Raw genomic sequence first — 24194 nt, 5'->3', positions numbered from 1 at the left:
TCGCTAGGGTGTTCTAGCTTTGACCCCGCTATGCAATGGGCTTTACGCAATTTGCCGTTGCCCAGTGAGGCGCTGCACGTATATACTTGTGTCTGAATCTTTATTCAGGTCTTGGCACAGGTCGGGGCGCCGCGCGTCGTGAAAGAGAGAGACGATAGGAGTGGACGGAGTGAAATCAGAGCACCTGTTAGACGTGAGGCCGAAGGTGGACGCGCATTTTCCGCGAGACGAAAAGGGCCATCTTCTCATCGGCGGCGTGAGCGCGGTGGATCTCGTGGAACAGTTCGGCACGCCGCTCATCGCGTACGACGAGGGGCTCATCCGCGATACCATCCAGGCTTTTCACCGCGTGTTTCGAGAGGAAGGCGTGCCGTATCAAATTTCTTACGCCAGCAAGGCCTTCTGCACCATGGCCATGTGCCAACTCGCGCACGAGGAGGGCTTGGGCATCGACGTGGTGTCCGGCGGCGAGTTGTATACCGCTCTTGCGGCAGGCGTGCCAGCGAGCAAGCTCCACATGCACGGCAACAACAAGACCCCGGAAGAACTGCAGTACGCGGTTGAGAGTGGCATCGGGGCCGTGATCGTCGATAATTTCGACGAGATCGACCTCTTGGACGACATCCTTCAGGCAACAGGGCGCACGGTGGATGTCCTGGTCCGGGTAGCGCCAGGTGTCGAGGCGCATACGCACGACTATATCTCCACAGGGCAGCAGGACTCCAAGTTCGGCTTCGATCTCGCCAGCCAGCAGGTGGAGGAGGCCTTTTTGCGGCTCAAGCAGGTGGAGCGCGCGCGGGTCGTTGGCGTGCATGCGCACATCGGATCTCAAATCTTCGATGTGGAGGGCTTTCGACTGCTCGCCGATCGAATGGCGGGCGTGTACGAAGACGGCCTGCGCCGGTTCCGTTTGCCTTTTTCTGTGCTCAACCTGGGGGGCGGTTTTGGCATCCCGTACACGGATGAGGATGCGCCGCCGGTGGCCGATCTCGTCCGGGGGGTGATCCGCGCCGCCAAGGCGGCCTTTGCGGCTCGAGGCATGGACGTGCCCATCTTGTGGATTGAGCCGGGCCGCAGCATCGTAGGGCCCGCGGGGGTGACACTGTATCGCGTGGGCAGCCGCAAGGTCATCCCGGGCGTGCGGAACTACGTCGCCATCGACGGGGGCATGACGGACAACCCGCGCCTCGCGCTTTACGGCGCGAAGTATCATGCGTGTTACGCGAACCGCGCTGCGGATCCGCCGGATCGCCCGTGGTCGGTGGCCGGCAAGTGTTGTGAGAGCGGCGACATGCTCATCTGGGATCTCCCGCTACCGGATCCAGAGCCGGGGGATATTCTCGCCGTTTTTGCGACAGGTGCCTACACGTATGCGATGGCGAGTCATTACAATCGCATTCCCAAGCCCGCCGTCGTGTTTTGCCGGCATGGCGAGGCGCGCCTCGTGGCGCGGCGTGAGACGTGGGCGGACGTGGCGCGGCTGGATGTGCCGCTTCGGTGAGGGGCCTCGGAGGCCCTTTTTTCGTGCGCCGGCGGCGGTGAGCGGCCGCGATTCCGGCTTCTCGGGCGGCAAGTGATATACTGAAAGAGGGCCACCAGGCACGTGCTGTGAAAGGGGTAGTGGCAAGTGGCGACGAAAGCGTTTGATAGTCTACTGGAACTCATCACGGAGACCTCGACGAACCTGCCGCCCGACGTGCGCCGGGCTATCAAGCGGGCGCAGCTTCAGGAGGAATTGGGCAGCCGCGCATCCATCGCCCTGAACACCATCATCGACAACATCATCTCCGCAGAGGAGGACGTGCAGCCCATCTGCCAGGATACGGGCATGCCGACCTTCATCGTCCATTGCCCGGTCGGTTTCAATCAAATCGAGTTCGAGAAAGAGATTCGGCGGGCCGTGGCCGAAGCGACGCGCCTTGGCAAGTTGCGACCGAACTCGGTCGACCCGCTCACCGGCAAGAACACCGGCGACAATCTCGGCGAGGGCACGCCCATCGTGCACTTCCACCAGTGGGAGAAAGACGAGGTCGAGGTGAAGCTGATTCTGAAGGGCGGGGGCTGCGAGAACAAGAACATCCAATACGCGCTTCCCACTGAGCTTCCCGGCCTCGGCCGCGCGGGGCGCGATCTCGACGGTGTCCGCAAGTGCATCCTGCACGCGGTCTACCAAGCCCAGGGGCAGGGCTGCAGCGCGGGCTTCATCGGCGTGTGCATCGGCGGCGATCGGACGAGCGGCTACGAGGCGGCGAAGGAGCAATTGTTCCGCCCGCTGGACGACGTCAACCCCAATCCGCAGCTCGCAGAACTTGAGCAGTACATCATGGAGAAGGCGAATCAACTCGACATCGGCACCATGGGCTTCGGGGGCCGTGTGACGCTCCTCGGCTGCAAGATTGGCGTGCGCAACCGGATTCCCGCGAGCTTCTTCGTCTCTGTGGCGTACAATTGTTGGGCGTTCCGGCGCCTCGGCGTGGTGCTCGATCCCGAGACGGGCGAAATCCGGCGCTGGCTGTACAAGGACGGCGAGGGTCAGCTCGAGCGGCCGAAACAGGCCTTTTCGACGGAGAACGCGATTGTCCTTCAGGCGCCCATCAGCGAGGAGCAGATCCGCAAGCTGAAGGTGGGCGACGTGGTGCTGATTCGGGGCGAGATCCACACGGGCCGCGACGAGCTCCACAAGTACCTCATGCACCACGATTCGCCGGTGGATCTCCGCGGCGGTATCCTGTATCACTGCGGGCCGGTCATGCTGAAGGACGAGAACGGCGAGTGGCATGTCAAAGCCGCGGGGCCGACGACGAGCTCGCGCGAGGAGCCTTACCAGGCCGACATCATCGAGAAGTTTGGCATTCGCGCGGTCATCGGCAAGGGCGGCATGGGCGAGAAGACGCTGCAGGGTCTCAAAAAGTCGGGCGCCGTGTACCTGAACGCCATCGGTGGCGCGGCGCAATTCTACGCGCGGTGCGTGACGAAGGTGAAAGGCGTGGACTTCCTCGAGCAGTTCGGCATCCCCGAGGCGATGTGGCATCTCGAGGTGGACAACTTCCCAGCTATCGTCACGATGGACGCACACGGCAACAGCTTGCACAAGGAAGTCGCCGAGGAGTCCATGGTCAAGCTGGAGGACCTCAAGGATCCTGTGTTTGTGTGATTGCGTGGAATCTACGCGCTTGGGTTTTCGGGGGCTGCCCTGTATCCGCTGGCGAAGCGGTGAACGGGCAGCTTTTTTTTTTTTTTTTTTTTGTGTAGAGCACCGCCGGTTCCCCTTGATAGGCTCCTGCTCTCACTTGGCAGGACCCCGGACGATTCGCGAGAGCGACCGGCGATGGGTCGGTATGGTATGCTGGCTGCGGTAGAACACGGTGTTGTCTAGCTGAACGCTATGCACAAGGGAGGAATCCATGAGCGATGTCGATAGGTCGGATCGTCCCCTACCTAAGTTTCCAGGGGAACGCGGAAGAAGCCTTGTACTTTTATGCAGAAGTGTTCGGGGGCGAAGTGACGGAGTTGCGCCGTTATGAGGACATGCCTGGTGCACAGATTCCTGAACACGATCGGACGAAGGTCTTGCATGCACGGCTCCAATTGGGCGATGCGTGGTTGTTCATTTCGGACGTTTTTTCGAAAGATGGGATGCCTCTAGAGCGCGGGCCAGTCAGTTTGATGGTCGAGTTTTCGACTGAACCGGAGATGGATGCCGTCTATGCCCGTTTGATGAAAGAAGCCAAAGTTCACATGCCGCCGCAGAAGACGTTTTGGGGTGCGAAATACGCGAAATTGACCGATCGATTCGGGGTTACGTGGGACTTGAACTGTCCGCTCTGAAAGCGCTCGATACGGCGAAAGGAATCGTCGGTGATTCAGCCGCTTTGCTGCTACGTCCTCGACCACTCAGTCTCGTTTCAAGACAAGCCGCGTGCGGGATGGCCCGCACGCCCTTGTGAAGGGCAAGTTGTCCCCTGTTGCCGGCTCACTGGGCGGCTTTCCCGACTTCCACTGAGACGCCCCGCTCCGCACTGTGTATTTTCCCTCAGCCAAAATTTTTGCGTTAGGCCAAATGTGTAGGTCACAAAATGCCGAGAGCGGCGTATAATAGGGTCAGAAAGTTTCCTTGAGCTAAAAATCTTACCCGAATACAACTCATGTCCGGGGCCCTGATGGAGGGGCAGTTCCCGGCGGAGGGGGCGATGAGGTGAGTGTGACGACCACGAGCTTGCAGACGTCTGACGCAAAGGCTGTCCGAGCGGCCAGGGCCGCCTTGGATCATCGCCGCAGAGGGCTGCGCGCGCTGCTCCCGTTTCTCGGCCCGGCGTTTGTCGCCTGCGTGGCGTACATTGACCCCGGCAATTACGCGACGAACATCCAAAGCGGTTCAGAGTTCGGCTATCGCCTGCTGTGGGTGGTGGTGCTCGCCAATCTGATGGCGATGCTCATTCAGCACCTGTCCGCAAAACTTGGCATCGCCACGGGCAAGAGTTTGCCCGAGATGTGCCGAGATCACTTTCCCAAGTGGCTGACCTACGTGATGTGGGCGTTCTCTGAAGTCGCCGCCATGGCCACCGATATCGCGGAATTTTTGGGCGCCACCGTGGGCTTGAATCTGTTGCTCCACATCCCCATGCTGTGGGGAACCCTTGTCACGGGCGTGGTGACGTATCTGATCCTGACCTTGGACCGCCTGGGGTTCCGCCCATTGGAGAAGTTCATCACGGCGTTCGTCCTGATCATCGCCCTGTGCTACGTCGTGGAGACCATTTTTTCGAAGCCCAATTGGGGCCAGGTGGCGTACCACAGCGTAGTACCGTGGCTGGGCAACCAAGCGGCAGTGCTGCTCGCGGTTGGCGTCATCGGCGCCACGGTCATGCCGCACGTGGTGTACTTGCATTCGAGCTTGACGCAAAACCGCATTCAGCCGCGCGACGAAGAAGATAAGGTAAAAATCGCGCGCTTCAGCGCGAAAGAGGTCGCCATCGCCATGTCGCTGGCTGGACTCGTGAACCTGTCCATGATGTTCATGGCTGCGTCCGTGTTTCACAACACGGGTCACACGGGCATTGCGGATATCTCGACGGCGTACAAGACCCTGACGCCGCTTCTTGGCCCGGCGAGCGCCGCGGTGTTTCTCATCTCGCTCCTCGCCTCGGGCTTCTCGAGCTCAGCGGTCGGCACGATGGCCGGGCAGGTGATCATGCAGGGGTTCGTCGGCTTCACCATTCCGCTCTGGCTTCGGCGCGTCATCACGATGATCCCGACGGTCATCATTGTCGCTCTCGGGCTCAATCCGACGGAAACACTCGTGTTGAGCCAGGTGGTGCTGAGCATTGTTCTGCCGATGCCGGTGGTAGCCCTCATCTACTTCACGCGCAGGCCGGACATCATGGGGCGACTGGTCAACCGGCGGCTGACCACCTGGGTGGCGAGCTTCTGCGCGAGCGTGATCGTCGTCTTGAACATGATCCTTCTGTACCTGTCCTTCGGCGGCAGCTTCTGATGTCGCTCGTGTGCCCGGCGCGTGCCGGGCCTTTTTTATGCCGTCCGGGCCAAACGCGCGCGAACTTTGTGGACGAGATCGAGATATGGTGCGAGATCGCCGCGCGTCACGCGCCACAGCGCCCTGCTGTCGCGCCCGGAAGCCCGCCGGTACCAGGTGACGTACAGGGCGAGTTCCAGCACGTACGAGAGCGTTGAGGCGATGGACGCGCCGTACATCCCGGCGAGCGGAATGAGTCCTAGGCACATGAGGGCGTTGGCGGCGATCACGGCCAGGTTCACCCACGTGAGCGCCGTGGGGCGCCCGAGCGCGTTGGTGAAGTACTGCGCAATCACATTGGCCGTGGCCTTGAGCACCAGGCCCGGGAGGAGCACGTAGAACGGCCCGAGGCTTCCGCCGTACTTGTGCCAGCTATAAATGAGCACGATGATGGGCATGCCCAGGGCCAGGGCGCAGGCGGCGAAGATGGACGTGATGAGCGTCTGCCGCGAGGCGTTCTCCGTGATGGCTCCGGCGTCATCCACGCTCGCGGCCGTCACGCGGTGAAAGACCATGGTCGCGATGGTTTGGGTGAGGGTGTTGAGAATCTCCGCTGCGGCCACTGCCACGCCGTAAATGGAGAGCGTGGTGGCGCTGTGCATCAGCGCAAGCATCCAGAAGTCCGTGCGATAGTTGACGTACCCGGTGACAATGGCGAGCGAGGAAGCCGTGCCATACCGATACAGCCCCCGCCATTCCGCCCGGTGGAATCGCCACTTGAGCGTCTCTCCGAACCCGAGCTTCTGATACGTGACGGCGAGCGTCAGCGCGACGCAAAGGGCCCAGGAGATGAGCCAAATGCGAAACGTCCACACGAGACGGGGCCCAGGAGCCATGTGCCAGTGGAACGCAATAAAGGCCAGGTAGAGGACGAGAAAAGCCACGGCTTGCGCGATGTTGACGCGGTTCAGCCACGAGATTTCTCCCAGTGAGTTGAGAAGCTTCGAGCCGTATCCGAACAGAAACGTGAAGGGAATCCCAACCATCGCATAGGCCATCGAGAGGGGCGGGTGCCAGATCCAGATGGCGGCGAGGGCGCACAGCCAGACGGCGATGCTGAACAGATACATGACGAAGTTTCCCATTTGCACAATCTGCGCCTTGTCGTGTGGCCTGCGGGGCAGCGCGTAGGAAAAATAATTGGTGTATCCGCCCGAGAACGACTGACCCAAGGTGGCCACGGTGGTGGAGAGCTGAAATTCGCCGCGACTCGCCGTCGGCAAGTACCGCGCGGCAATGGCGCTGTTGGCGAAGGTGAGAAATGAGGAAAGTCCTCGATATGCGAAGCTGTACAGCGTGAGCTTTCGTCCCATCACGGTGGTTCGTCTCCATTTCCGGCTGAGCCGAGAATCGCGTGCAAATCTGCCACGTATCACTTTACTGGAGTCTGTCCCGTCCGTGAAGGGGCGTCGCACGGCTCGTTCCGCCCTGTGGTACCATGAACGCGAAAGAGCTCGAGACGAGAGGGTGGCTTTGCATGCGAGCGGTCGACGTGATCGACAAAAAACGCAGAGGGGAGGCTTTGGCGGAGGAGGAGCTTCGGTTTCTCATCGAGGGGTACGTGGCGGGGAGAATCCCGGATTACCAGATGAGCGCCTTTCTCATGGCGGTCGTATGGCGAGGCATGACTCGCGAGGAAACGCTTGTGCTCACGCGGCTTTTGGCCGATTCGGGGGATCGGCTGGATCTCTCGGGCATTCCGGGCGCGAAGGTGGATAAGCATAGCACCGGAGGCGTGGGAGACAAGGCGACGCTCGTCGTGCTGCCCCTCGTCGCGTCCATCGGCGTGCCGGTCATCAAGATGTCCGGGCGGGGGCTTGGCCACACGGGAGGGACCATCGACAAGCTGGAGTCCATCCCAGGATTCCGCACGGATTTGAGCGTGGCGGAGCTCGTGGCGCAGGTGAGGCAGGTGGGCATCGCGCTGGGAGGACAGACCGCGGATCTGGCGCCAGCGGACAAGAAGCTGTATGCGCTCCGGGACGTCACGGGGACCGTGGAGTCGTTGCCCCTCATCGCGAGTTCCGTGATGAGCAAGAAGCTGGCGGGCGGCGCCGACGCCATTGTGCTCGACGTGAAGGTGGGCGATGGCGCGTTCATGAAGTCGCGCTCGGACGCGCGCAGGCTCGCGCGACTGATGGTCGAGATCGGCGAGGCGGCGGGCAGAAGGACGGTCGCCGTCCTCAGCAACATGGATCAGCCGCTCGGGTGCGCCATCGGGAACGCGCTCGAGGTGGCTGAGGCCATCCGCGTTTTGTCCGGCGAGGGGCCGTTCGATCTCGCCGAGATCGCGCTCGCCCTGGCGGAGGAGATGACGGTATTGTCCGGCGTGGCCGCCACGCGCGAGGAGGCGCGGCGCATGTTGCGCCAGTCGGTCGCCGAGGGCCGGGCGCTCGAGACGCTCAGGCGCTGGATTGCGGCGCAGGGCGGCGATCCGGCCGTCGTCGACGATCCGAGCCGCCTTCCGCAGGCGCCGGTCCAAATGCCCTATCTGCCGAAGAAGGCCGGGTTTGTCGCCAAGCTGCCGGCGCTCGCGTTCGGGCTCGCGGCGATGCGGCTTGGCGCGGGCCGGGAGACGAAGGAAGCGGCCATCGATCCGTCCGTCGGGATCGTGCTGCACGCCAAGGTGGGCGATCGCGTCCAGACCCATCGCCCGATGTTCACCGTGCACGCGCGCACGGAGGAGGATGCCCTCCGCTGCATTCGGGAGCTCGAGGCGGTCGTGGAGATTTCGGACGATCCCGTCGAGGCGCCGCCGCTCATTCTCGCCCGGATCGACCGAAGCGAGGCCCTGCCCCACGCCGATCTGATGGAGGCCGCGCGGGAAGCGCGCGAGCGCGCATACGTGCCGTACTCCGGTTTTGCCGTGGGCGCGGCGCTTGAGCTTGCGGACGGGCGCATGGTGACCGGCGCCAATGTCGAGAATGCGTCGTATGGGCTCACCAACTGCGCGGAGCGGTCCGCGGTGTTTCGCGCTGTCGCCGAGGGTGGACCGGGGACGAAGCCCGAGATTCGCGCGGTGGCCGTCATCGCGGACAGCCCGGAGCCGGTTTCTCCCTGCGGCGCGTGCCGGCAGGTGTTGGCCGAGTTCTGCTCGCCCGACACGCCGGTCTACCTCGGGAATCTTCAGGGCGACGTGAGGGAGACGACCGTTGGCGCGCTTCTCCCGGGCGCGTTCACGGACGCGCAGATGGCAAACGTGAGGCGGCAAGACAAGGAGGCTTGAAGGTGGCATCACAGGTGATTTGGGCGCGCGACGTGCGCGGCAAGGCGAGGCAGGAGATTGACCCCGAGTATCGCTGGAACCTTGAAGACATCTACCCGGATCAAGAGGCGTGGCACAAGGACGCGCATCGCGCCCGCGCGCTCGCGGAGGCGTTCGCCGAGTTTCGCGGGCGGTTGAACACGTCCGGCGAGACGCTTCTTCAGGCGTTGCAGGCGCACGACGAACTTAGCCAAATCCTTGGGAAGCTCTTCGTCTACGCCAAGATGAAGCTCGACGAGGACACGACGGAGAGCTGGCGGCAGGCGCTCTTCGCGGAGGCCCAGCGGCTCGCCGCCGAAATTCAGGCGAAGACGTCGTTTTTCTATCCTGAACTCGTTCAGCTCTCCCCGGAGCAGGTCGAAGGCTGGCTCGAATCAGTCGAGGGACTCCGTTTGTACCGTTTCTTCCTTGACGAAACGCTCCGCCAGCGCGATCACGTCCTCACCCCGGAGCAGGAGGAGCTTTTGGCGCAGTTCAGCGAGGTGCTGCACGCCCCGTCCGAGATCTTTGAGATGTACAACAACGCGGACACGGTCTTCCCGGTCATCCGCGACGAAAACGGGGAAGACGTGCAGGTGACGCACGCGCTGTATCACGAGCTGTTGGAGCGGCGGGATCGCGGCGTGCGGGAACGGGCGTTCCACGCGGTGTACGACACGTACAAAAAGCATCGCAACACCATAGCGGCGCTGTATGCGGCGAGCGTGAAGCGAAACGTCGTTAACGCGCGCGTCAGGAGGTACCCGTCCGCGCTCGACGCGGCACTGGATGGGGACCGGATCCCGCGCGCGGTGTACGAAAATCTGATCCGCGCGGTGCGGGAGTCCGTGCCTGCGCTTCAGTCGTATCTCGCGCTGCGCAAGCGCGCGCTTGGGCTCGACGAACTCCACATGTGGGATTTGTACGTGCCACTCGTCGGCGAGATCGACTGGAAGGTCCCCTACGCGGAGGCGCGCGAGACCGTTCTTCGAGCTGTCGAGGTGTTCGGCGAGGCGTACGCGAGCGCCGCGCGCGAGGGGCTCTACGGGCGCTGGGTGGATGTGTATGAGACCCGGGGCAAGCGCTCGGGCGGTTATTCATGGGGAACGTACGGCACGCATCCGTACATCCTTCTCAACTACACGGATTCCGTGCAGGACATGTTCACGCTGGCGCACGAGCTTGGCCATTCCATGCACAGTTATTTTTCGCGGAAGACGCAGCCGTACATCTACAGCGATTACACCATCTTCGTGGCCGAGGTCGCGTCCACGGTCAACGAGGCCATTTTGTACGATCACCTGCTCGGTCGGGAAGAGGACCCGCTCCGGCGCGCGTACCTGCTCAACCGACAGGTGGAGACGATTCGCACCACGCTCGTCGCGCAGACACTCTATGCGGAATTCGAGAAGCGCACGCACGAGCGCATCGAGTCGGGCGGCGCCATCACGGCGGATTGGCTGGACGAAGTGTTTTACGAGTTGAATCGAGCCTACTACGCGCCCGAGGTGACGGTGGACGACGACATCGCGCACGGCTGGATGCGCATCCCGCATTTTTATTCCGCGTTTTACGTGTACAAATACGCGACCGGGATTTCGGCCGCGCTTGCGCTGGTGGAAAAGATCCGGCGCGAGGGGGACGAGGCGGTGGCGCGGTATCTCCAATTTCTTTCATCGGGAAGTTCCAACACGTCCATCGATCTGCTTCGGATGGCGGGAGTGGATATGACCAGCGACGCGCCGGTCCGCCAGGCGCTCGAGCGGTTCGCGCGGCTGACGTTGGAACTCGGCGATCTTCTGGCGGCGCGCTGACTACGCGCGCCGCGCGCATTTCGGGATCTCCACAGTGACCGTGGTCCCTGCGCCGACCTGAGATCGGACGGAGATGGACCCTCCGTGCGACTCGACGATGTGTTTGCACACAAACAGGCCGAGCCCCGTCCCTGTGGACTTCGTGGTGTAAAACGGCCGAAAGATCCGGTCCATGTGTTCGATCCCGCAGCCGTTGTCCACCACGTTCACCCGCACGCGATCGCCCTCGTCGTCGACTTCCAGTTTTACTGCCGCATGCGGCTGGCCGCGGCAGGCCTGAAGCGCATTCTGTACCAGATTGATGAGGACCTGCTTGATCTGAGCAGGACGCCCAGCAGCCCGGACGGGATGGTCGGGGACGTGAAGTTCGAATGCGATGTCGCAGAGGCTTGCTTCGGGGACGAGAAACCGGTGAACGGATCTCGCAATCTCGGCCATGTCGATCTCGGCCGCCTCCTCGCGGTCCGGTCGGCACAGGCCCATGAAGTCCTCCAACAGTTCGCGAATGCGGTCCAGCTCGCTAATGGTGAGTTCAAGGTAGGCACGGTCCTTGGCGTCGCAGCGTTCTGCAAAAAGCTGCAAAAATCCACGGGCCGTCGTGAGGGGATTCCGGATTTCGTGCGCGATCCCGGCGCACAATTGGGCTAATGCAGACACTTTCTCAAATTCCTGCAGTTTCTTTCGCATGCGTTGAATCACGCACTGACTTTTCCGCATGAGTGTGCGCTCGCAGCTTGTCCACGCCTGGGCGGCTGCGTGTGCGAAGTAAAGTGTGAGGCGCCCAAGGTTGTGAGGGTCTTCCTCGGATGCGCGCCGGACCACGGCGAGATGCCGGGCTCGTCCAACGGCCACCGGCAGCTGCGTCCACGCCGCGTGCCATTGCTCGAGGCGGAGCACGGCGACCGCCGCTTCGCTGACCTCGGTTCGCCGCGATGTCCGCATCTCCTGAGCAGTTGCTGGGCGGAGTTCGCGCAAGGCTGCGCTCAAGCACGCAGCCATGTCACCCGTCTCCCATTCGCCGTGCGCCGCGCTCGTCATGATGCCGCCCTCGGCGTCGAGCACCAGGCACAGGAACGGATCGGGGTCGGGGTGCGTCGCGGCGAGATCGCGCACGAACTCGAAAAAGGACATTTCGCGCGAGCTCGCGCGCGCATGGAGGTACGGCGCCCTGAGGCGGGGCAGGGAGGTCGCGCCCGAGCCCTCATCAGGCCTGCAGCAGTCGTTGTCGTTTGAAGGCATGGATGCATATGCAGAGCCCAACGTGACAACCACCTTTAACGGCATTGCAAACAAATTTCTACACTTGTATCAATTATGCGACGCGGCCGAATGTCACACAAGACGGTGAATTCCAGTTCACGCTCTTTCGACAAAGGTTCTAAAAATTCGAGACGTGGGGGCGTGGCCTCGGCCTGAACGGAAGGGCCTCAGTTGCCAAGCGGTGTCTCCGGTGGATGGCCGCGCGCAACGCGAGCGGTGCGGCGGTGGAGATCGGCGAAGATATTTTCCGCCCCAGCAAAGGCTTCTAATCCGGCTTCCGTCACGCCGCCCGGCACGCAAACGGCGTCCAGGACTTCGTGGAAGGACCAACCGGCTTCGAGCAGGCGGGCAAACCCGACGGCCGTGTCGCGGATGAGCTCGGCCGCTTCTGTCGAACGAAGCGCACCCGTGGCCACGGCCGCGTTGGTCCAAGCGAGGCATAGGCGCGCCCAAAAGGCCGGTCCACAGCTCGTGAGATCCGACGCTACGCGCACTTGCCCGTCCGCGACGGAATACGGCCGGCCGATGGGGCGAAGAAGTTTCTCGACTCGACGCTTGATGCTTCGATCCGCGGCGTCTGGGTAGATGACGAGGATGACGCCCGATTTGGCCCACTGCGTGAGGCTCGGCACCATCTTGACCGGGACGGCGGGGGTAAGGTCCTGCCAAGCGGCAAGATCGGCCGTCGAAATCGTGGTGAGCAGCAGGCTCTTGGGCAAGAGCCGCGGGCCGATGTCGCGGATCACCTGTTCTCCGTCCGCGGCGCGCGTGCAGAGGACCACCGTCTCGCACGCCTCGGCAATCTCGCAAAGTCCTCTGGCGACAGAGATGTGAGGGTGACGTTCAGCCACGAGGGCAGCCTTTTCCGGCGTGCGGTTGAACACGAGGATGTGCTCGCCTGCGGTCTCCGCGAGCAGGGCGGCCAGCATGCCGCCCATGTGTCCGGTCCCAATGATGCCGATGGTCATGGTGGGCCACCCCCGATGCAATCTCGCTCTTGCCATGTATATGCCTGCCCTTGCCCCTTTAGACGCGCGCGGGAGCGTCTGGTACAATACAAGCGGAACAGCACCCGAGATGAGACGATGCTTGGAGATGGGAGGATTTTTGTGCCTAAGAAGACCGTGGAAGATGTGGCGTGGCGGGGCAAGTGCGCCCTGGTGCGCGTGGACTTCAACGTGCCTATGGACGATGCGCACCACATTACCGATGACACGCGCATCCGCGCGGCGCTGCCCACCATCACATACCTGTCGGACCGCGGCGCTCGCGTCATTCTCATGAGCCACCTCGGGCGTCCGAAGGGTGAACCGAATCCGAAGTATTCCCTTCGGCCCGTCGCAGATCACCTGGCCTCGCTCCTTCCCAACAAGCGGGTGTCGTTTTGCCCGGAGGCCGTCGGTGAGGAGGCGCAGAAGGCGGTGTCGGCGCTTGCGGACGGCGACATTCTGCTCCTGGAAAACGTCCGCTTCTATCCCGGCGAGGAGAAGAATGACCCGGCGTTCGCCCGGCAGCTGGCCGATCTCGGCGACGTCTTCGTGAACGACGCGTTCGGTTCGGCGCATCGCGCGCACGCGTCCACGGCCGGGATCGCGCAATATCTACCCTGCGTGGCGGGCTTCCTCATGGAGAAGGAGGTCGGCATCATGGGCAGGGCCCTCGCGAATCCGGAGCGGCCGTTCGTCGCGATCATCGGAGGCGCCAAGGTGTCGGACAAGATCAAGGTCCTGGAGAACCTGCTGCCTAAGGTGGACGCCCTCATCATTGGCGGCGGGATGGCGAACACATTTTTGGCGGTCGAGGGCCACGACATGGGCAAATCCCTCGTCGAGGAGGACGCAAAGGAGACGGCGCGTCGACTGCTCGATCTCGCCCGCGCGTCGAACCGGAAGCTCCTGCTCCCCGTGGACGTGGTGGCGGCCAAGGCGTTTGCGCCGGACGCCGAGCACACGGTGCGGCTCGTAAGCGAGCTTCAGCCGGACGAGATGGCGCTCGACATCGGCCCGGCCAGCGTGGAGATGTTCCGAAACGAGATCCTCGGCGCGAAGACGGTCATCTGGAACGGCCCGATGGGCGTGTTTGAGATGCCCGCGTTCGCAAAGGGGACGTTTGCCATCGCGCAGGCCATGGCGGAGGCGGACGCCACCACCATCGTCGGCGGCGGCGATTCGGTGGCTGCCGTGGAACAGGCGGGCGTGGCGGACAAGATGACCCACGTCTCCACGGGCGGCGGCGCGTCGCTGGAGTTTTTGGAGGGCAGGACTCTGCCCGGCGTGGCCGTGATTGAGGACAAGTGAGGAGGTCTTTTGGATGGCGAGGACGCCCCTTCTCATGGGCAACTGGAAGATGTACAAGACGGTGGCGGAGGCCCGGGCTTTCGCGGAGGCCCTCGGGCAGCAGTCGCAGAAGCTTGACCGCCGGGTCGAGTACGCCATTTGTGCGCCGTACACCTGTTTGCACGTCCTGCGCGTGATGTTGCCGGCCCAGGTGCGCTTGGGAGCTCAGAATGTTTTTCCAGAAAAGGAAGGTGCGTATACAGGCGAGATTGCCCCGGGCATGCTTGCCGAGTTCGGGACGAAATACGTCCTGGCTGGACACTCAGAGCGCCGGATGCTGTTCGGCGAGTCGGATCAGTTCATCAATCAAAAGGTGAAGGCCATCGTGGCGAACGGCATGACACCGGTTCTGTGTGTTGGCGAGAACTCGTCGCAGAAGGAGGACGGCGTGACCAAGGAAGTGGTCACGGGTCAGGTGCTGCAGGGGCTCGACGGTCTCAGCGCAGACGAGGTGGCGAGCGCGGTCGTCGCGTACGAGCCGGTCTGGGCCATTGGGTCCGGCAAAACGGCCACGCCCGAGGACGCGCAGGAAGTCGCGCGGGCGATTCGCGCGGCCGTGGCGGAGACCTGGTCGGACCAAGCTGCCGAGGGGCTTCGCATCCTGTACGGCGGCAGCGTGAAGCCTGAAAATGTGGCGTCGTTCGTCCGTGAGCCCGATCTCGACGGGGCGCTCGTGGGCGGCGCCAGCCTGGATCCCGTGTCGTTCGCGGCGATGGCGGAAGCCATCAAGGAGGTGCTCGCATGACCGAGTTTGTGCGAAAACCGCGCCCGAACGGCAAAGGCCCCGTCGCGCTCATCATCCTCGACGGCTTCGGCTTAAGTCCGCACCACGAGGGAAACGCGGTGTACCTGGCCAAGACGCCGAACTTCGATCACTACTGGGAGACGTATCCGCACACGACGCTGCAGGCGTCCGGCGAGGCCGTCGGTTTGCCGGACGGGCAGTTCGGCAACTCCGAGGTCGGTCACTCGAACATCGGGGCGGGGCGCATCCTGTATCAGGATTTGACCCGGATCACCAAGGCTATCCGCGACGGCGACTTCTTCCAGAACGAGGTCCTGGTTCGCGCGATGGATCTCGCCGTGCGCCGCAAGAAGACCCTGCACATCTGCGGCCTCGTGTCGGACGGCGGCGTGCACAGCCACATCGATCACCTGTTTGCGCTGCTGCGCATGGCCGCGGGCCGAAAGGTTCCCCGCGTCGCTGTCCACGCGTTCCTCGACGGGCGGGACACGCCGCCGACGACGGGCGTCGGATATCTGACCGAACTCCAGCGGCTCATGGACGATCTCCAGACGGGGTTCATCGCGACGGTGATGGGGCGGTATTACGCGATGGATCGCGACAGGCGCTGGGAGCGCGTCAAGCTCGCGTACGACGCAATGGTCCACGGCGAGGGGAATCGCCGCGAGGACGTGATCGCGGCCGTCCAGGCGAGCTACGAGGCGGACGTCACGGACGAGTTCGTGAAGCCCATCGTGCACGTGGGCGCGGACGGCAAGCCGCTCGCGACGGTGGAAGACGGGGATAGCCTGATCTTCTTCAACTTCCGGCCGGATCGCGCCATTCAGCTATCGCTCGCCTTCACCGATCCGGCGTTCGACGGGTTCGACCGCGGGCCCAATCCGCCAAAGGTGCACTTTGTCTCGATGACGAAGTACAGCGACGATGTGAAGAGCGAGATCGCGTATCCGCCGGACTTCCCGACCGAGACGTACGGGGAGGTCGTGTCGAAGGCGGGGCTGACGCAGCTCCGCATCGCGGAGACGGAGAAGTTCCCGCACGTCACGTTCTTCTTCTCCGGCGGGCGCGAGGAGCCGTTTCCCGGTGAGGAGCGTGTGCTCATCCCGTCGCCCAAGGTCGCCACGTACGATTTGAAGCCGGAGATGAGCGCGTACGAGGTGGCGGATGCGGCGGCCAAGCGCATTCGCTCGGGCGAGATCGACACCATGATCCTGAACTTCGCGAACCCGGACATGGTCGGACACACCGGCTCGCTCGACGCGGCCATCAAGGCGTGCGAGGCGGTCGATGAGTGCCTGAAGACCGTGATGGACGCCATCTTCGACATGGACGGCGTCGCCATCATCACAGCCGATCACGGCAACGCCGACATGATGATCTACCCCGACACGGGCGAGGTTTGCACGACGCACACGACCAATCCGGTGCCGTGCATTGTGACGGTTCCGGGCTTGAAGCTGCGCGAGGGCGGCGTGTTGGCCGATCTCGCCCCGACGCTGCTCGATCTGCTCGGCGTGCCCAAGCCCCAGGCCATGACGGGCACGACCTTGATTGAACACTGAATTCCTGCCAAGCAAAGGAGAGGATTGCGATGTCCGAGATCTTTGACGTCCATGCGCGCGAGGTGCTCGATTCCCGCGGCAATCCCACGGTCGAGGTGGAGGTAGAGCTCGAGTCCGGCGCGAAGGGACGCGCCATTGTGCCGTCCGGCGCGTCGACCGGTGCGCACGAGGCCGTGGAGCTTCGGGATGGCGACAAGGGCCGCTATCAGGGCAAGGGCGTGCTCAAGGCCGTGAAAAACGTGAACGAGATCATCACGCCGGAGATCATCGGCGAGGACGCGCTGGACCAGATTTCCATCGACAACCTGCTCATCTCCCTCGACGGCACGCCCAACAAAGGCAAGCTCGGGGCAAACGCCATCCTCGCCGTGTCGATTGCGGTGGCAAAGGCTGCGGCGGCGGAGCTCGGCCTGCCGCTGTACCGCTACCTCGGTGGGACTTACGCGCACACCCTGCCGACGCCGATGATGAACATCCTGAATGGCGGCAAGCACGCAGACAACACGGTCGACATCCAGGAGTTCATGGTCGTGCCTCACGGTGCGCCGACGTTCCGCGAGGCGCTGCGCATGGGCGCGGAGATCTTCCACAGCCTGAAAAAGGTGCTCGCGGATAAAGGGCTGTCGACCACGGTCGGGGACGAAGGCGGGTTTGCGCCCAACCTGAAGACGAACGAGGAAGCGATTCAGGTCATCGTCGAGGCCATCGAAAAGGCCGGGTACAAGCCGGGCGAGCAGGCGTCCATCGCGCTCGACATCGCCTCGACGGAGCTGTACAAGGACGGCCAGTATCACTTCGAGGGCGAGGGCGTGACGAGATCGGCCGACGAGCTCATCCACTACTACGAGGGACTGCTCTCGAAGTACCCCATCCTGTCCATCGAGGACGGGCTGGCGGAGGACGACTGGGATGGGTGGAAGAACCTCACCGCGGCCCTCGGCGGCAAGGTGCAGCTGGTTGGGGACGACCTGTTTGTGACGAACGTGGAGCGGTTGAAGATGGGCATCGATCGCGGCGTGGGCAACTCCATCCTCGTGAAGGTCAATCAGATCGGCACGCTGACGGAGACGTTTGCGGCGGTCGAACTCGCCAAGAAGAACCGCTACACGGCCATCATCTCCCACCGCTCAGGCGAGAGCGAGGACACGACCATCGCGGATATCGCCGTGGCGCTCAACACCGGCCAGATCAAGACCGGCGCGCCGAGCCGGACGGATCGCGTGGCGAAGTACAACCAACTGCTGCGCATCGAGGAGGAACTGGGCGCGGCGGCGGCGTACGCGGGGCGCGGCGCGTTTGTGCAAGGTTGACAGCCGTGCTAGACTAAGTTTGGGATTTGGGGAGCGGAGGTGACAAGACCATGATGCTGGCGGCCAAGATTGCCCTCGTGGCGCTCTGTGCCTTGCTCGTGCTTGTCATCCTGCTCCAGTCGGGGAGAAGCGCGGGCCTGTCGGGCGTCATCACGGGCGGCGCCAACCAGTTTTCCAACCGCCGCCCGAAAGGGATGGATTCCCTGCTGGCCCGCGTGACCGTGGTGCTCGCCATACTCTTGTTCCTGGTGACGGGGCTCATCGCGGTGATGTACCACTACAACGTGCACTAGTCGTGCGACCCATCAAAAACAGATGAAGCAACAGATGAAGCGGGGCTCAGGTGCTCTTCTGCGGTGCAGAAGGGCTCCTTTTTTGCGCTCCGAGGAATGGAGGACATGGGGATGGGAAAGGCGCTCTCGCTCTTGGTGATGGCGGTGTTCGTGGTGTCACTGGACCTCAGGCCGCCTATCACGTCCATCGGTCCGCTGGTGCTCACCATTCAGCGCTCGCTCCACATGAACGCCGCGGAGGTCAGCCTGCTCACGTCCATTCCCGTGTTTTGCATGGGCGCCTTCGCGCCGCTCACGGGTGCGGTGGCGGCGAGGTTAGGCATGAATCGCGCCATCTTCGCGTGTGTCGGGCTGGTGGGCATCGCGACGCTGGTGCGATTCTTTGCGCATGCGGCATGGCTGCTCTTGGCATCCGCGTTTGCGGCAGGCCTCGGCATCGCCATCTGTGGGCCGCTGCTCTCCGGCTTCATCAAGCATCATTTTGGCCGCTGCGCCCCTGCCGTGATCGGCCTGTACTCGGTGGGCATCGGCCTCGGCGCGTTGGCGAGCGCCGCGCTGTCCATTCCTCTGGCGCAAGCGCTTGGATCGTGGCAGGCGTCGCTCGGCATGTGGACGGGACTCGCGGCGCTGGGGCTTGTCGCCTGGTGGCCGGTGCTCCGAACAGCGCCAGGGGGCGGCGAACGCGACGCAGGCGGATTGAACGCCGGTGGGCGGGATGCGCTGGCGTCGCCATCGCCTTGGCGCACGGGCAGGGCGTGGCTGTTGCTCGCCGCGTTCGGCCTGCAATCGGGCATCTATTATTCGACGACGACGTGGCTCGCGCCGCGGGCGGAGGAGACGGGGTATTCGGCCAGTGGCGCGGGCGTGGTGCTCACCGTGTTTGCGCTTATTCAGATGTTCGCCAGCCTTGTCGTGCCGATGGCCCTGGGCCGCACGAGGAACCGGACACCCTGGCTCGTCGCCTCGGCGTCCTTGACGCTCGTGGGGCTCGTCGCCTGCGCTCTCCCACTCCCTGCGTGGAGTTCTTGGTTGGCGGATGCGCTACTCGGCGTAGGGCTCGGGGGACTGTTTCCCATCTTGCTCATTCTGCCGCTGGATGAAACCAAAAGCGGAGACGATGCGAGTCGCTGGACAGCCATGATGCAGTGTGGCGGCTATCTCATCTCGGGCGTGGTGCCTATCCTGGCGGGGGCCATCAAGGACGCGACCGGAAACTTTTTGGACTCGTTCTGGCTGCTCGTCGCGCTCGCCGCCGGGCTCGTCGTCTGTTCGCTCTTCCTTCACAAGCGTCCGAGCCAGAAGGCCGTCTGACGCCACCTCCCGTTGGCCGCGCCGCGCATTTTTCTTCTTCCTTTTGTGGCGATCTCGCCCGTTTGGGTTCATACTAGTAGCAACGCACGCGACAGAATCCGGTGCACTCGGCGGATGGACGATGGAGTGAAGCCTTCTTGTGGAAAGAGCGATTGCTTGAATACATGCGTTCGGAGGAATACAGGCCGAGCACGGTCCAGGAATTGTGCGAGCGGCTTGGCGTAGAGAGCGCGGCGGACTTTCGCGCATTCGTCCGCCTTTTGAACGAAATGGAGGACGCGGGGGATCTCGTTCGCACGAAGAACAACCGATACGCGTTGCCGGAGCAGATGAACTTCATCGCCGGCAGGCTTCAGCTCAAAGCGCGGGGGTACGGGTTTGTCATCCCCGAAAACGAGGCGGAGGCGGACATCTATATTCCTCAGTCCGCGCTGAACGGTGCCATGAGCGGAGACCGGGTGCTTGTGCGGCTGCGCGAGGAGCGCGGCAAGGGCGCGCAGGCCCACCGCGAAGGCGAGATCGTCAAAATCCTGGAGCGCGGGAACGACCGCATCGTGGGTCAAATTTCCATTTACGCGCATCACGCCTTCGTCACTCCCCTCGACAAGCGGTTTCCGGAGGACGTCTTTGTCCCGAAGGACGCGGTCGGGAACGCGCACGACGGGCAGGTGGTGGTGGTCGAGCTGACGTCGTATCCCACGGCCACGCACGGGCCGGTGGGGCGGGTGGTGGAAGTCCTCGGCTATCCGGATGAGCCCGGCGTCGACATCCTGGCCATTGTGCGCAAGTATAACCTTCCGGAGGCGTTTCCCGAGGATGTGCTGGCCGACGCCGAGCGAATCCCATTGGAGATTGATCCGGCCGAGATCGCGCGGCGGAAGGATTTTCGCAGCGAGACCATCGTGACCATCGACGGGGAGGACGCCAAAGACCTGGACGACGCCGTACACGTGAAACGCCTGCCCAACGGCCATTACGAGCTCGGTGTGCACATCGCCGACGTGGGCTACTACGTCAAGGAACAGAGCCCGCTCGACAAGGAGGCCTTTCGGCGCGGGACAAGCGTGTACCTAGTGGATCGCGTCATCCCGATGCTGCCGCCGCGCCTGTCGAACAACATCTGCTCGCTGAATCCGAAGGTGGATCGCCTCACGATGTCGTGCGTGATGGAGATTGATGGACAGGGGCGTGTCGTCTCCCATGAGATTGTGCCGAGCGTGATTCGGACGGCGGAGCGCATGACCTACAACGACGTGCGCAAGATCCTCGAGGAGGGTGACGAGGAACTGCGGGCGCGCTACGCGCCACTCGTACCGATGTTCGAGCTGATGCGGGAGCTCGCGCTCATCCTGCGGGAGAAGCGGATGCGGCGTGGGGCCATCGACTTCGACTTCGACGAGATCAAGGTGCGCGTGAACGATCTCGGCGAGCCCACGTCCATTGAGCCGCGCCCGCGATCCATCGCGGAGCGGATCATCGAGGAGTTCATGCTCGCCGCCAACGAAACCGTGGCCGAGCACTTTCATTGGCTCGGCGTGCCGTTCATCTACCGCGTGCACGACGAGCCTGACCCGGATAAGATCATCCACCTCAATTTGTTCCTTCACAACTTCGGTTACCATGTGAAGGGTTCGGCCGGGGGCAAGGTTCATCCGCGCGCGCTGCAGGAAGTGTTGAATGAGGTCGAGGGCAAGCGCGAGGCGCGGATGATTGCGATGGTCATGCTGCGTTCCATGCAGCAGGCGAAGTATCGCCCCGAGTGCACGGGGCACTTCGGCCTCGCGGCGGAATACTACACGCACTTCACCTCGCCCATCCGCCGGTATCCGGACCTGGCCATCCATCGCATTATCCGCGAGGTGCTGACGCACGGATCGCTGTCTCCCAAGCGCGAGGCGGAGCTTCGCGAGTTTGTCGCCGAGGCGAGCCGGCAGTCGAGCGAGCGCGAACGGATTGCCCAGGAGGCGGAGCGCGAAGTCGATCAGTTGAAGATGGTCGAGTACATGCAGGCGCACATCGACGAGGAGTTTGACGGCATCATCTCGGGCGTCGTCCCGTTTGGCCTGTTTGTGCAGCTCGACAATGGCGTGGAGGGCCTGATCCACATCAGCGAGTTGTCGGACGATTACTACGTCCTGCACGAGCGCCAGATGGCGCTCATCGGCGAGCGCACCCGGCGCGTTTTTCGGATTGGCGATCCCGTCCGCGTCGTGGTGATACGGGCGGTCAAAGAGGATCTGCGCATCGACTTCGGACTCGTGGAGCATCTGCGCGAAGCGACGTACGTCGGTGGTGAAGGCCCGGGCGCGATCGTGTATGATGAGGATCTGACGCCGAAGGAGCGCCGAGAAACCGAGCGCCGCAGGCGCGAGGCGGCTTCCCGCGCCAGCGGCCGGAGGGAGCGGGACGACAAGCGCCATCGCGCGCGGCGGGATCGAAGTGGGGAGGCGCGCGCGGGCGTCCGCTTGTCGGACTGGGACGACGGCGAAGAAGAGCGCTCAGCGGCTTTGGCCGACATGTTGCCGTCCGAACTTCCGTACGATGCCTGGGACGAGGAGTATCCGGATCCCCGTACTCGGCGAGGGCGGAAGCGGGGAGGCCGGAGCAAGGCGCTTGACGTGCAGCCGTCGGCAGATGGCCGGACAGCGGGCGGCCGCTTCGAGGCGGCTTCCACTCGGCGCGGTGGCTACCGGACTTGGCCGACTTGGGAGGCGGACGGCGGCAGCGGCCGAGGCGCGAGAACCCGTCGAACTGGGCCATCGCGGCCAGGCGAGAAAGCGGCCAAGAAGCGAAAGTCGGAAGCAGGGAAATCGGGCAAGCGCGGTTCGCACAAAAAGCGGAAACGGTGAGCCGGAAGTGCAGCGCCGTGCGCGTGGCCGGTGACAGGGCGCCCGGACGCACGGCCGCCAACCGCGCGCCCGTCGGAGCATCGGAGTGACGTGAGATGGCGAGATCGCAGGGGATTCGGTTGATTGCGCAAAATCGGAAGGCGTATCATGACTACTTCATCGAGGAGACGTACGAGGCGGGGCTTGTGCTGACGGGAACCGAGATCAAGTCCATCCGCAAAGGGTCGGTCAGCCTGCGGGACGCGTACGCGCGCGTGGACGACGGCGAAGTGTACATCTACAACATGCACATCGCGCCGTACGAGCAGGGGAATCGGTTCAATCATGATCCCCTGCGGCCTCGCAAGTGCCTGTTGCACAAGAAGGAGATCAACCACCTGTACGGCGCGGTCCGGCAGCGCGGGGTCACCTTGGTGCCTACCAAAATTTACATTAAAGATGGGTGGGCCAAGGTGGAATTGGCGCTCGCGAAGGGCAAGAAGCTGTATGACAAGCGCGAAGCCGCCAAGGAGCGGGACGCAAATCGGGAGATTCAACGCGCCCTCCGAGCGCGCATGCGCGGCGAATGACAACCGTTGCAACGCGCGGAGCGTTCATGGGCCGCATCATCGACAGGGACATGATGGAATTGGGTTGATCTGTCTTCGGAATGGTGTATAATAAGACGTGGTCTTGAACGATAGGCGATTCGCTTGAGGACATGCCGAACGGCTGTCGCCAAAACGCGGGGGCGTTTTGGATTCGACGGGGACTGTTCGAGCATGTACGGCGGGCCGTGGGGCTGCGACCACGTGATGCACGCAGGTCTAAATTTAACTGGCAAAGCGAATCGCTTTACCACTCAAAACAAGCTCGCTCTCGCTGCTTAATCCAGCGGGACCGTTGCGTGATGCGTCGCCTGCGCGCGTCGCGTAACGTCATCTGAGCAGGCTGGCGGCTTCCCTCGTTCGCGGGGATGCCGCGAGACATGAGCGAACTTGCCTGTGCACCAGCGTGATCGTCCGCGGGTCACAGGGACTTCAGTAGACGATCTACGCCCGTAGATGTACATGCGGCGAGGTCTTCGGACGCGGGTTCGATTCCCGTCGCCTCCACCATGCATGGATCACATGAAACATGAGGAAGCGGTTCGCCGGTTCCGTCCGCCGAAGGACGGGGCCGGCGAATTTGGTTTTGGGCGTTTCGATCAAGGGCATCTTGTGCACGCTGGTGTTCCGTATGGCGGGAAAGGGCTCTTGTCTGATGATGAAAGCGCTTCTACGATGGCCTTCGAAACCATCGCCGAGCGAGTCGCGTCGGCGAGAAATGGAGGCCACCATGCTGGATGTCAGGCAACTCTCACGACAATACATCGCCGGTGAGTGGCGCGACGGACGCAGTTCTCGCGTGCATCTCGATCAGAATCCGTTCGATGGCTCGACGGTCGCCGAGATTCGGCTTGCCACGGTGGAAGACATCGACCAGGCGTATCGCGCCGCCGCGGAGGCGCAGAAGACCTGGGCTCAGGTGAGTCCGTTCGAACGGCAGGCGGTCATGGAGCGAGCGCTGCAGATCTGGGAGGGCTATCGAGATGAGGTGATCTCGCTCGTCGCGGACGAGATCGGAGGCACGTTCATCAAGGCAGCGATTGAGTTCGAATTGGTGAAGAACTTCCTCCGCGAGGCGGCGACGTACCCGCTGCGCATGGAAGGGCGGCTCTTGCCGGCCACGATTCCCGGAAAAGAAAATCGCCTGTTGCGCCTGCCTGCCGGGGTGGTGGGCATTCTGAGTCCGTTCAATTTCCCGATGTGTTTGTCCCGACTTCGACACTTGGTAGTCATACAAAGTCCCACAAACCCATGGCCGATGCGGATTCGTGGGACCTGTGGATAACTCGCGTAGTGTCTACAGCCCTCTTGCCCGAGGTTCTACCTTCAGGATCCTCGGCGGTTCCTTGA

Annotated in this window: 18 protein-coding genes and 1 other RNA gene; 16 read left to right on the top strand and 3 right to left on the bottom strand. The window is 63.1% G+C overall.

Annotated elements, in window-relative coordinates; all coding sequences use genetic code 11:
* The first annotated feature begins 169 nt into the window (after positions 1 to 169).
* From lysA to AC27E8_RS14850, 4 genes are all read left to right on the top strand, one after another.
* Positions 170 to 1501, top strand: a complete 1332-nt coding sequence (lysA, locus tag AC27E8_RS14865; RefSeq protein WP_487100072.1) for a diaminopimelate decarboxylase — start codon at positions 170 to 172, stop codon at positions 1499 to 1501.
* 126 nt (positions 1502 to 1627) lie between these two features.
* Positions 1628 to 3154 (top strand): fumarate hydratase, encoded by a 1527-nt coding sequence (locus AC27E8_RS14860; RefSeq protein ID WP_014463566.1) that lies wholly within the window; start codon positions 1628 to 1630, stop codon positions 3152 to 3154.
* 257 nt (positions 3155 to 3411) lie between these two features.
* A complete protein-coding gene (locus tag AC27E8_RS14855; RefSeq protein WP_487100070.1) occupies positions 3412 to 3828 on the top strand; it encodes a VOC family protein in 417 nt (138 codons plus the stop codon).
* A 367-nt stretch (positions 3829 to 4195) separates the two neighbouring features.
* Positions 4196 to 5494 (top strand): Nramp family divalent metal transporter, encoded by a 1299-nt coding sequence (locus AC27E8_RS14850; RefSeq protein ID WP_148260110.1) that lies wholly within the window; start codon positions 4196 to 4198, stop codon positions 5492 to 5494.
* Positions 5495 to 5529: 35 nt separating this feature from the next.
* On the opposite strand, the gene AC27E8_RS14845 is transcribed toward AC27E8_RS14850, so the two are convergent.
* Entirely contained in the window at positions 5530 to 6846 is a 1317-nt protein-coding gene (locus tag AC27E8_RS14845) for an MATE family efflux transporter (protein ID WP_487100226.1), read from the bottom strand.
* 164 nt (positions 6847 to 7010) lie between these two features.
* Between AC27E8_RS14845 and AC27E8_RS14840 the strand changes: the two genes are divergently transcribed.
* Positions 7011 to 8759 (top strand): pyrimidine-nucleoside phosphorylase, encoded by a 1749-nt coding sequence (locus AC27E8_RS14840; RefSeq protein ID WP_487100068.1) that lies wholly within the window; start codon positions 7011 to 7013, stop codon positions 8757 to 8759.
* Positions 8760 to 8761: 2 nt separating this feature from the next.
* A complete protein-coding gene (gene pepF, locus AC27E8_RS14835) occupies positions 8762 to 10591 on the top strand; it encodes an oligoendopeptidase F (RefSeq protein ID WP_487100066.1) in 1830 nt (609 codons plus the stop codon).
* Here the strand turns inward: pepF and AC27E8_RS14830 are convergent, their stop codons facing one another.
* Together AC27E8_RS14830 and AC27E8_RS14825 are read right to left on the bottom strand one after the other, a co-directional pair.
* Positions 10592 to 11722 carry a sensor histidine kinase gene (locus AC27E8_RS14830; RefSeq protein ID WP_487100064.1) on the bottom strand — a complete coding sequence of 377 codons (1131 nt, stop codon included), beginning with the start codon at positions 11720 to 11722 and terminating at the stop codon, positions 10592 to 10594. It abuts the gene before it with no gap.
* 296 nt (positions 11723 to 12018) lie between these two features.
* Positions 12019 to 12819: a pyrroline-5-carboxylate reductase family protein gene (locus AC27E8_RS14825; protein WP_487100062.1), complete on the bottom strand. Its 801-nt coding sequence runs from the start codon at positions 12817 to 12819 to the stop codon at positions 12019 to 12021.
* 141 nt (positions 12820 to 12960) lie between these two features.
* On the opposite strand from AC27E8_RS14825, the gene AC27E8_RS14820 reads away from it, so the two are divergent.
* From AC27E8_RS14820 to AC27E8_RS14775, 10 genes are all read left to right on the top strand, one after another.
* Positions 12961 to 14148 (top strand): phosphoglycerate kinase, encoded by a 1188-nt coding sequence (locus AC27E8_RS14820; RefSeq protein ID WP_487100060.1) that lies wholly within the window; start codon positions 12961 to 12963, stop codon positions 14146 to 14148.
* 13 nt (positions 14149 to 14161) lie between these two features.
* Positions 14162 to 14932 carry a triose-phosphate isomerase gene (gene tpiA, locus AC27E8_RS14815; RefSeq protein ID WP_014463575.1) on the top strand — a complete coding sequence of 257 codons (771 nt, stop codon included), beginning with the start codon at positions 14162 to 14164 and terminating at the stop codon, positions 14930 to 14932.
* Complete coding sequence (gpmI, locus tag AC27E8_RS14810; protein WP_487100058.1) at positions 14929 to 16494, top strand: 2,3-bisphosphoglycerate-independent phosphoglycerate mutase; 1566 nt, start codon at positions 14929 to 14931, stop codon at positions 16492 to 16494. The genes tpiA and gpmI overlap by 4 nt, the downstream gene beginning before the upstream one ends.
* A gap of 29 nt (positions 16495 to 16523) precedes the next feature.
* Complete coding sequence (gene eno, locus AC27E8_RS14805) at positions 16524 to 17804, top strand: phosphopyruvate hydratase (RefSeq protein ID WP_487100056.1); 1281 nt, start codon at positions 16524 to 16526, stop codon at positions 17802 to 17804.
* 50 nt (positions 17805 to 17854) lie between these two features.
* Positions 17855 to 18097 carry a preprotein translocase subunit SecG gene (secG, locus tag AC27E8_RS14800; protein ID WP_014463578.1) on the top strand — a complete coding sequence of 81 codons (243 nt, stop codon included), beginning with the start codon at positions 17855 to 17857 and terminating at the stop codon, positions 18095 to 18097.
* Positions 18098 to 18208: 111 nt separating this feature from the next.
* Entirely contained in the window at positions 18209 to 19408 is a 1200-nt protein-coding gene (locus AC27E8_RS14795; protein WP_487100053.1) for an MFS transporter, read from the top strand.
* 137 nt (positions 19409 to 19545) lie between these two features.
* On the top strand, positions 19546 to 22257 hold the full coding sequence (gene rnr, locus AC27E8_RS14790; protein ID WP_487100051.1) for a ribonuclease R: 2712 nt from the start codon (positions 19546 to 19548) through the stop codon (positions 22255 to 22257).
* A 95-nt stretch (positions 22258 to 22352) separates the two neighbouring features.
* A complete protein-coding gene (gene smpB / locus AC27E8_RS14785; protein ID WP_008341088.1) occupies positions 22353 to 22826 on the top strand; it encodes an SsrA-binding protein SmpB in 474 nt (157 codons plus the stop codon).
* A 157-nt stretch (positions 22827 to 22983) separates the two neighbouring features.
* Positions 22984 to 23354: a transfer-messenger RNA gene (ssrA, locus tag AC27E8_RS14780) on the top strand.
* Positions 23355 to 23574: 220 nt separating this feature from the next.
* Positions 23575 to 24129, top strand: coding sequence for an aldehyde dehydrogenase family protein (locus AC27E8_RS14775; protein WP_487100049.1), 555 nt, complete (start codon positions 23575 to 23577; stop codon positions 24127 to 24129).
* The last annotated feature ends 65 nt before the right edge of the window (positions 24130 to 24194 follow it).

It is taken from the genome of Alicyclobacillus sp. CIJ1 (assembly GCF_057538885.1).
This window is presented reverse-complemented; position numbering and strand designations above follow the sequence as displayed.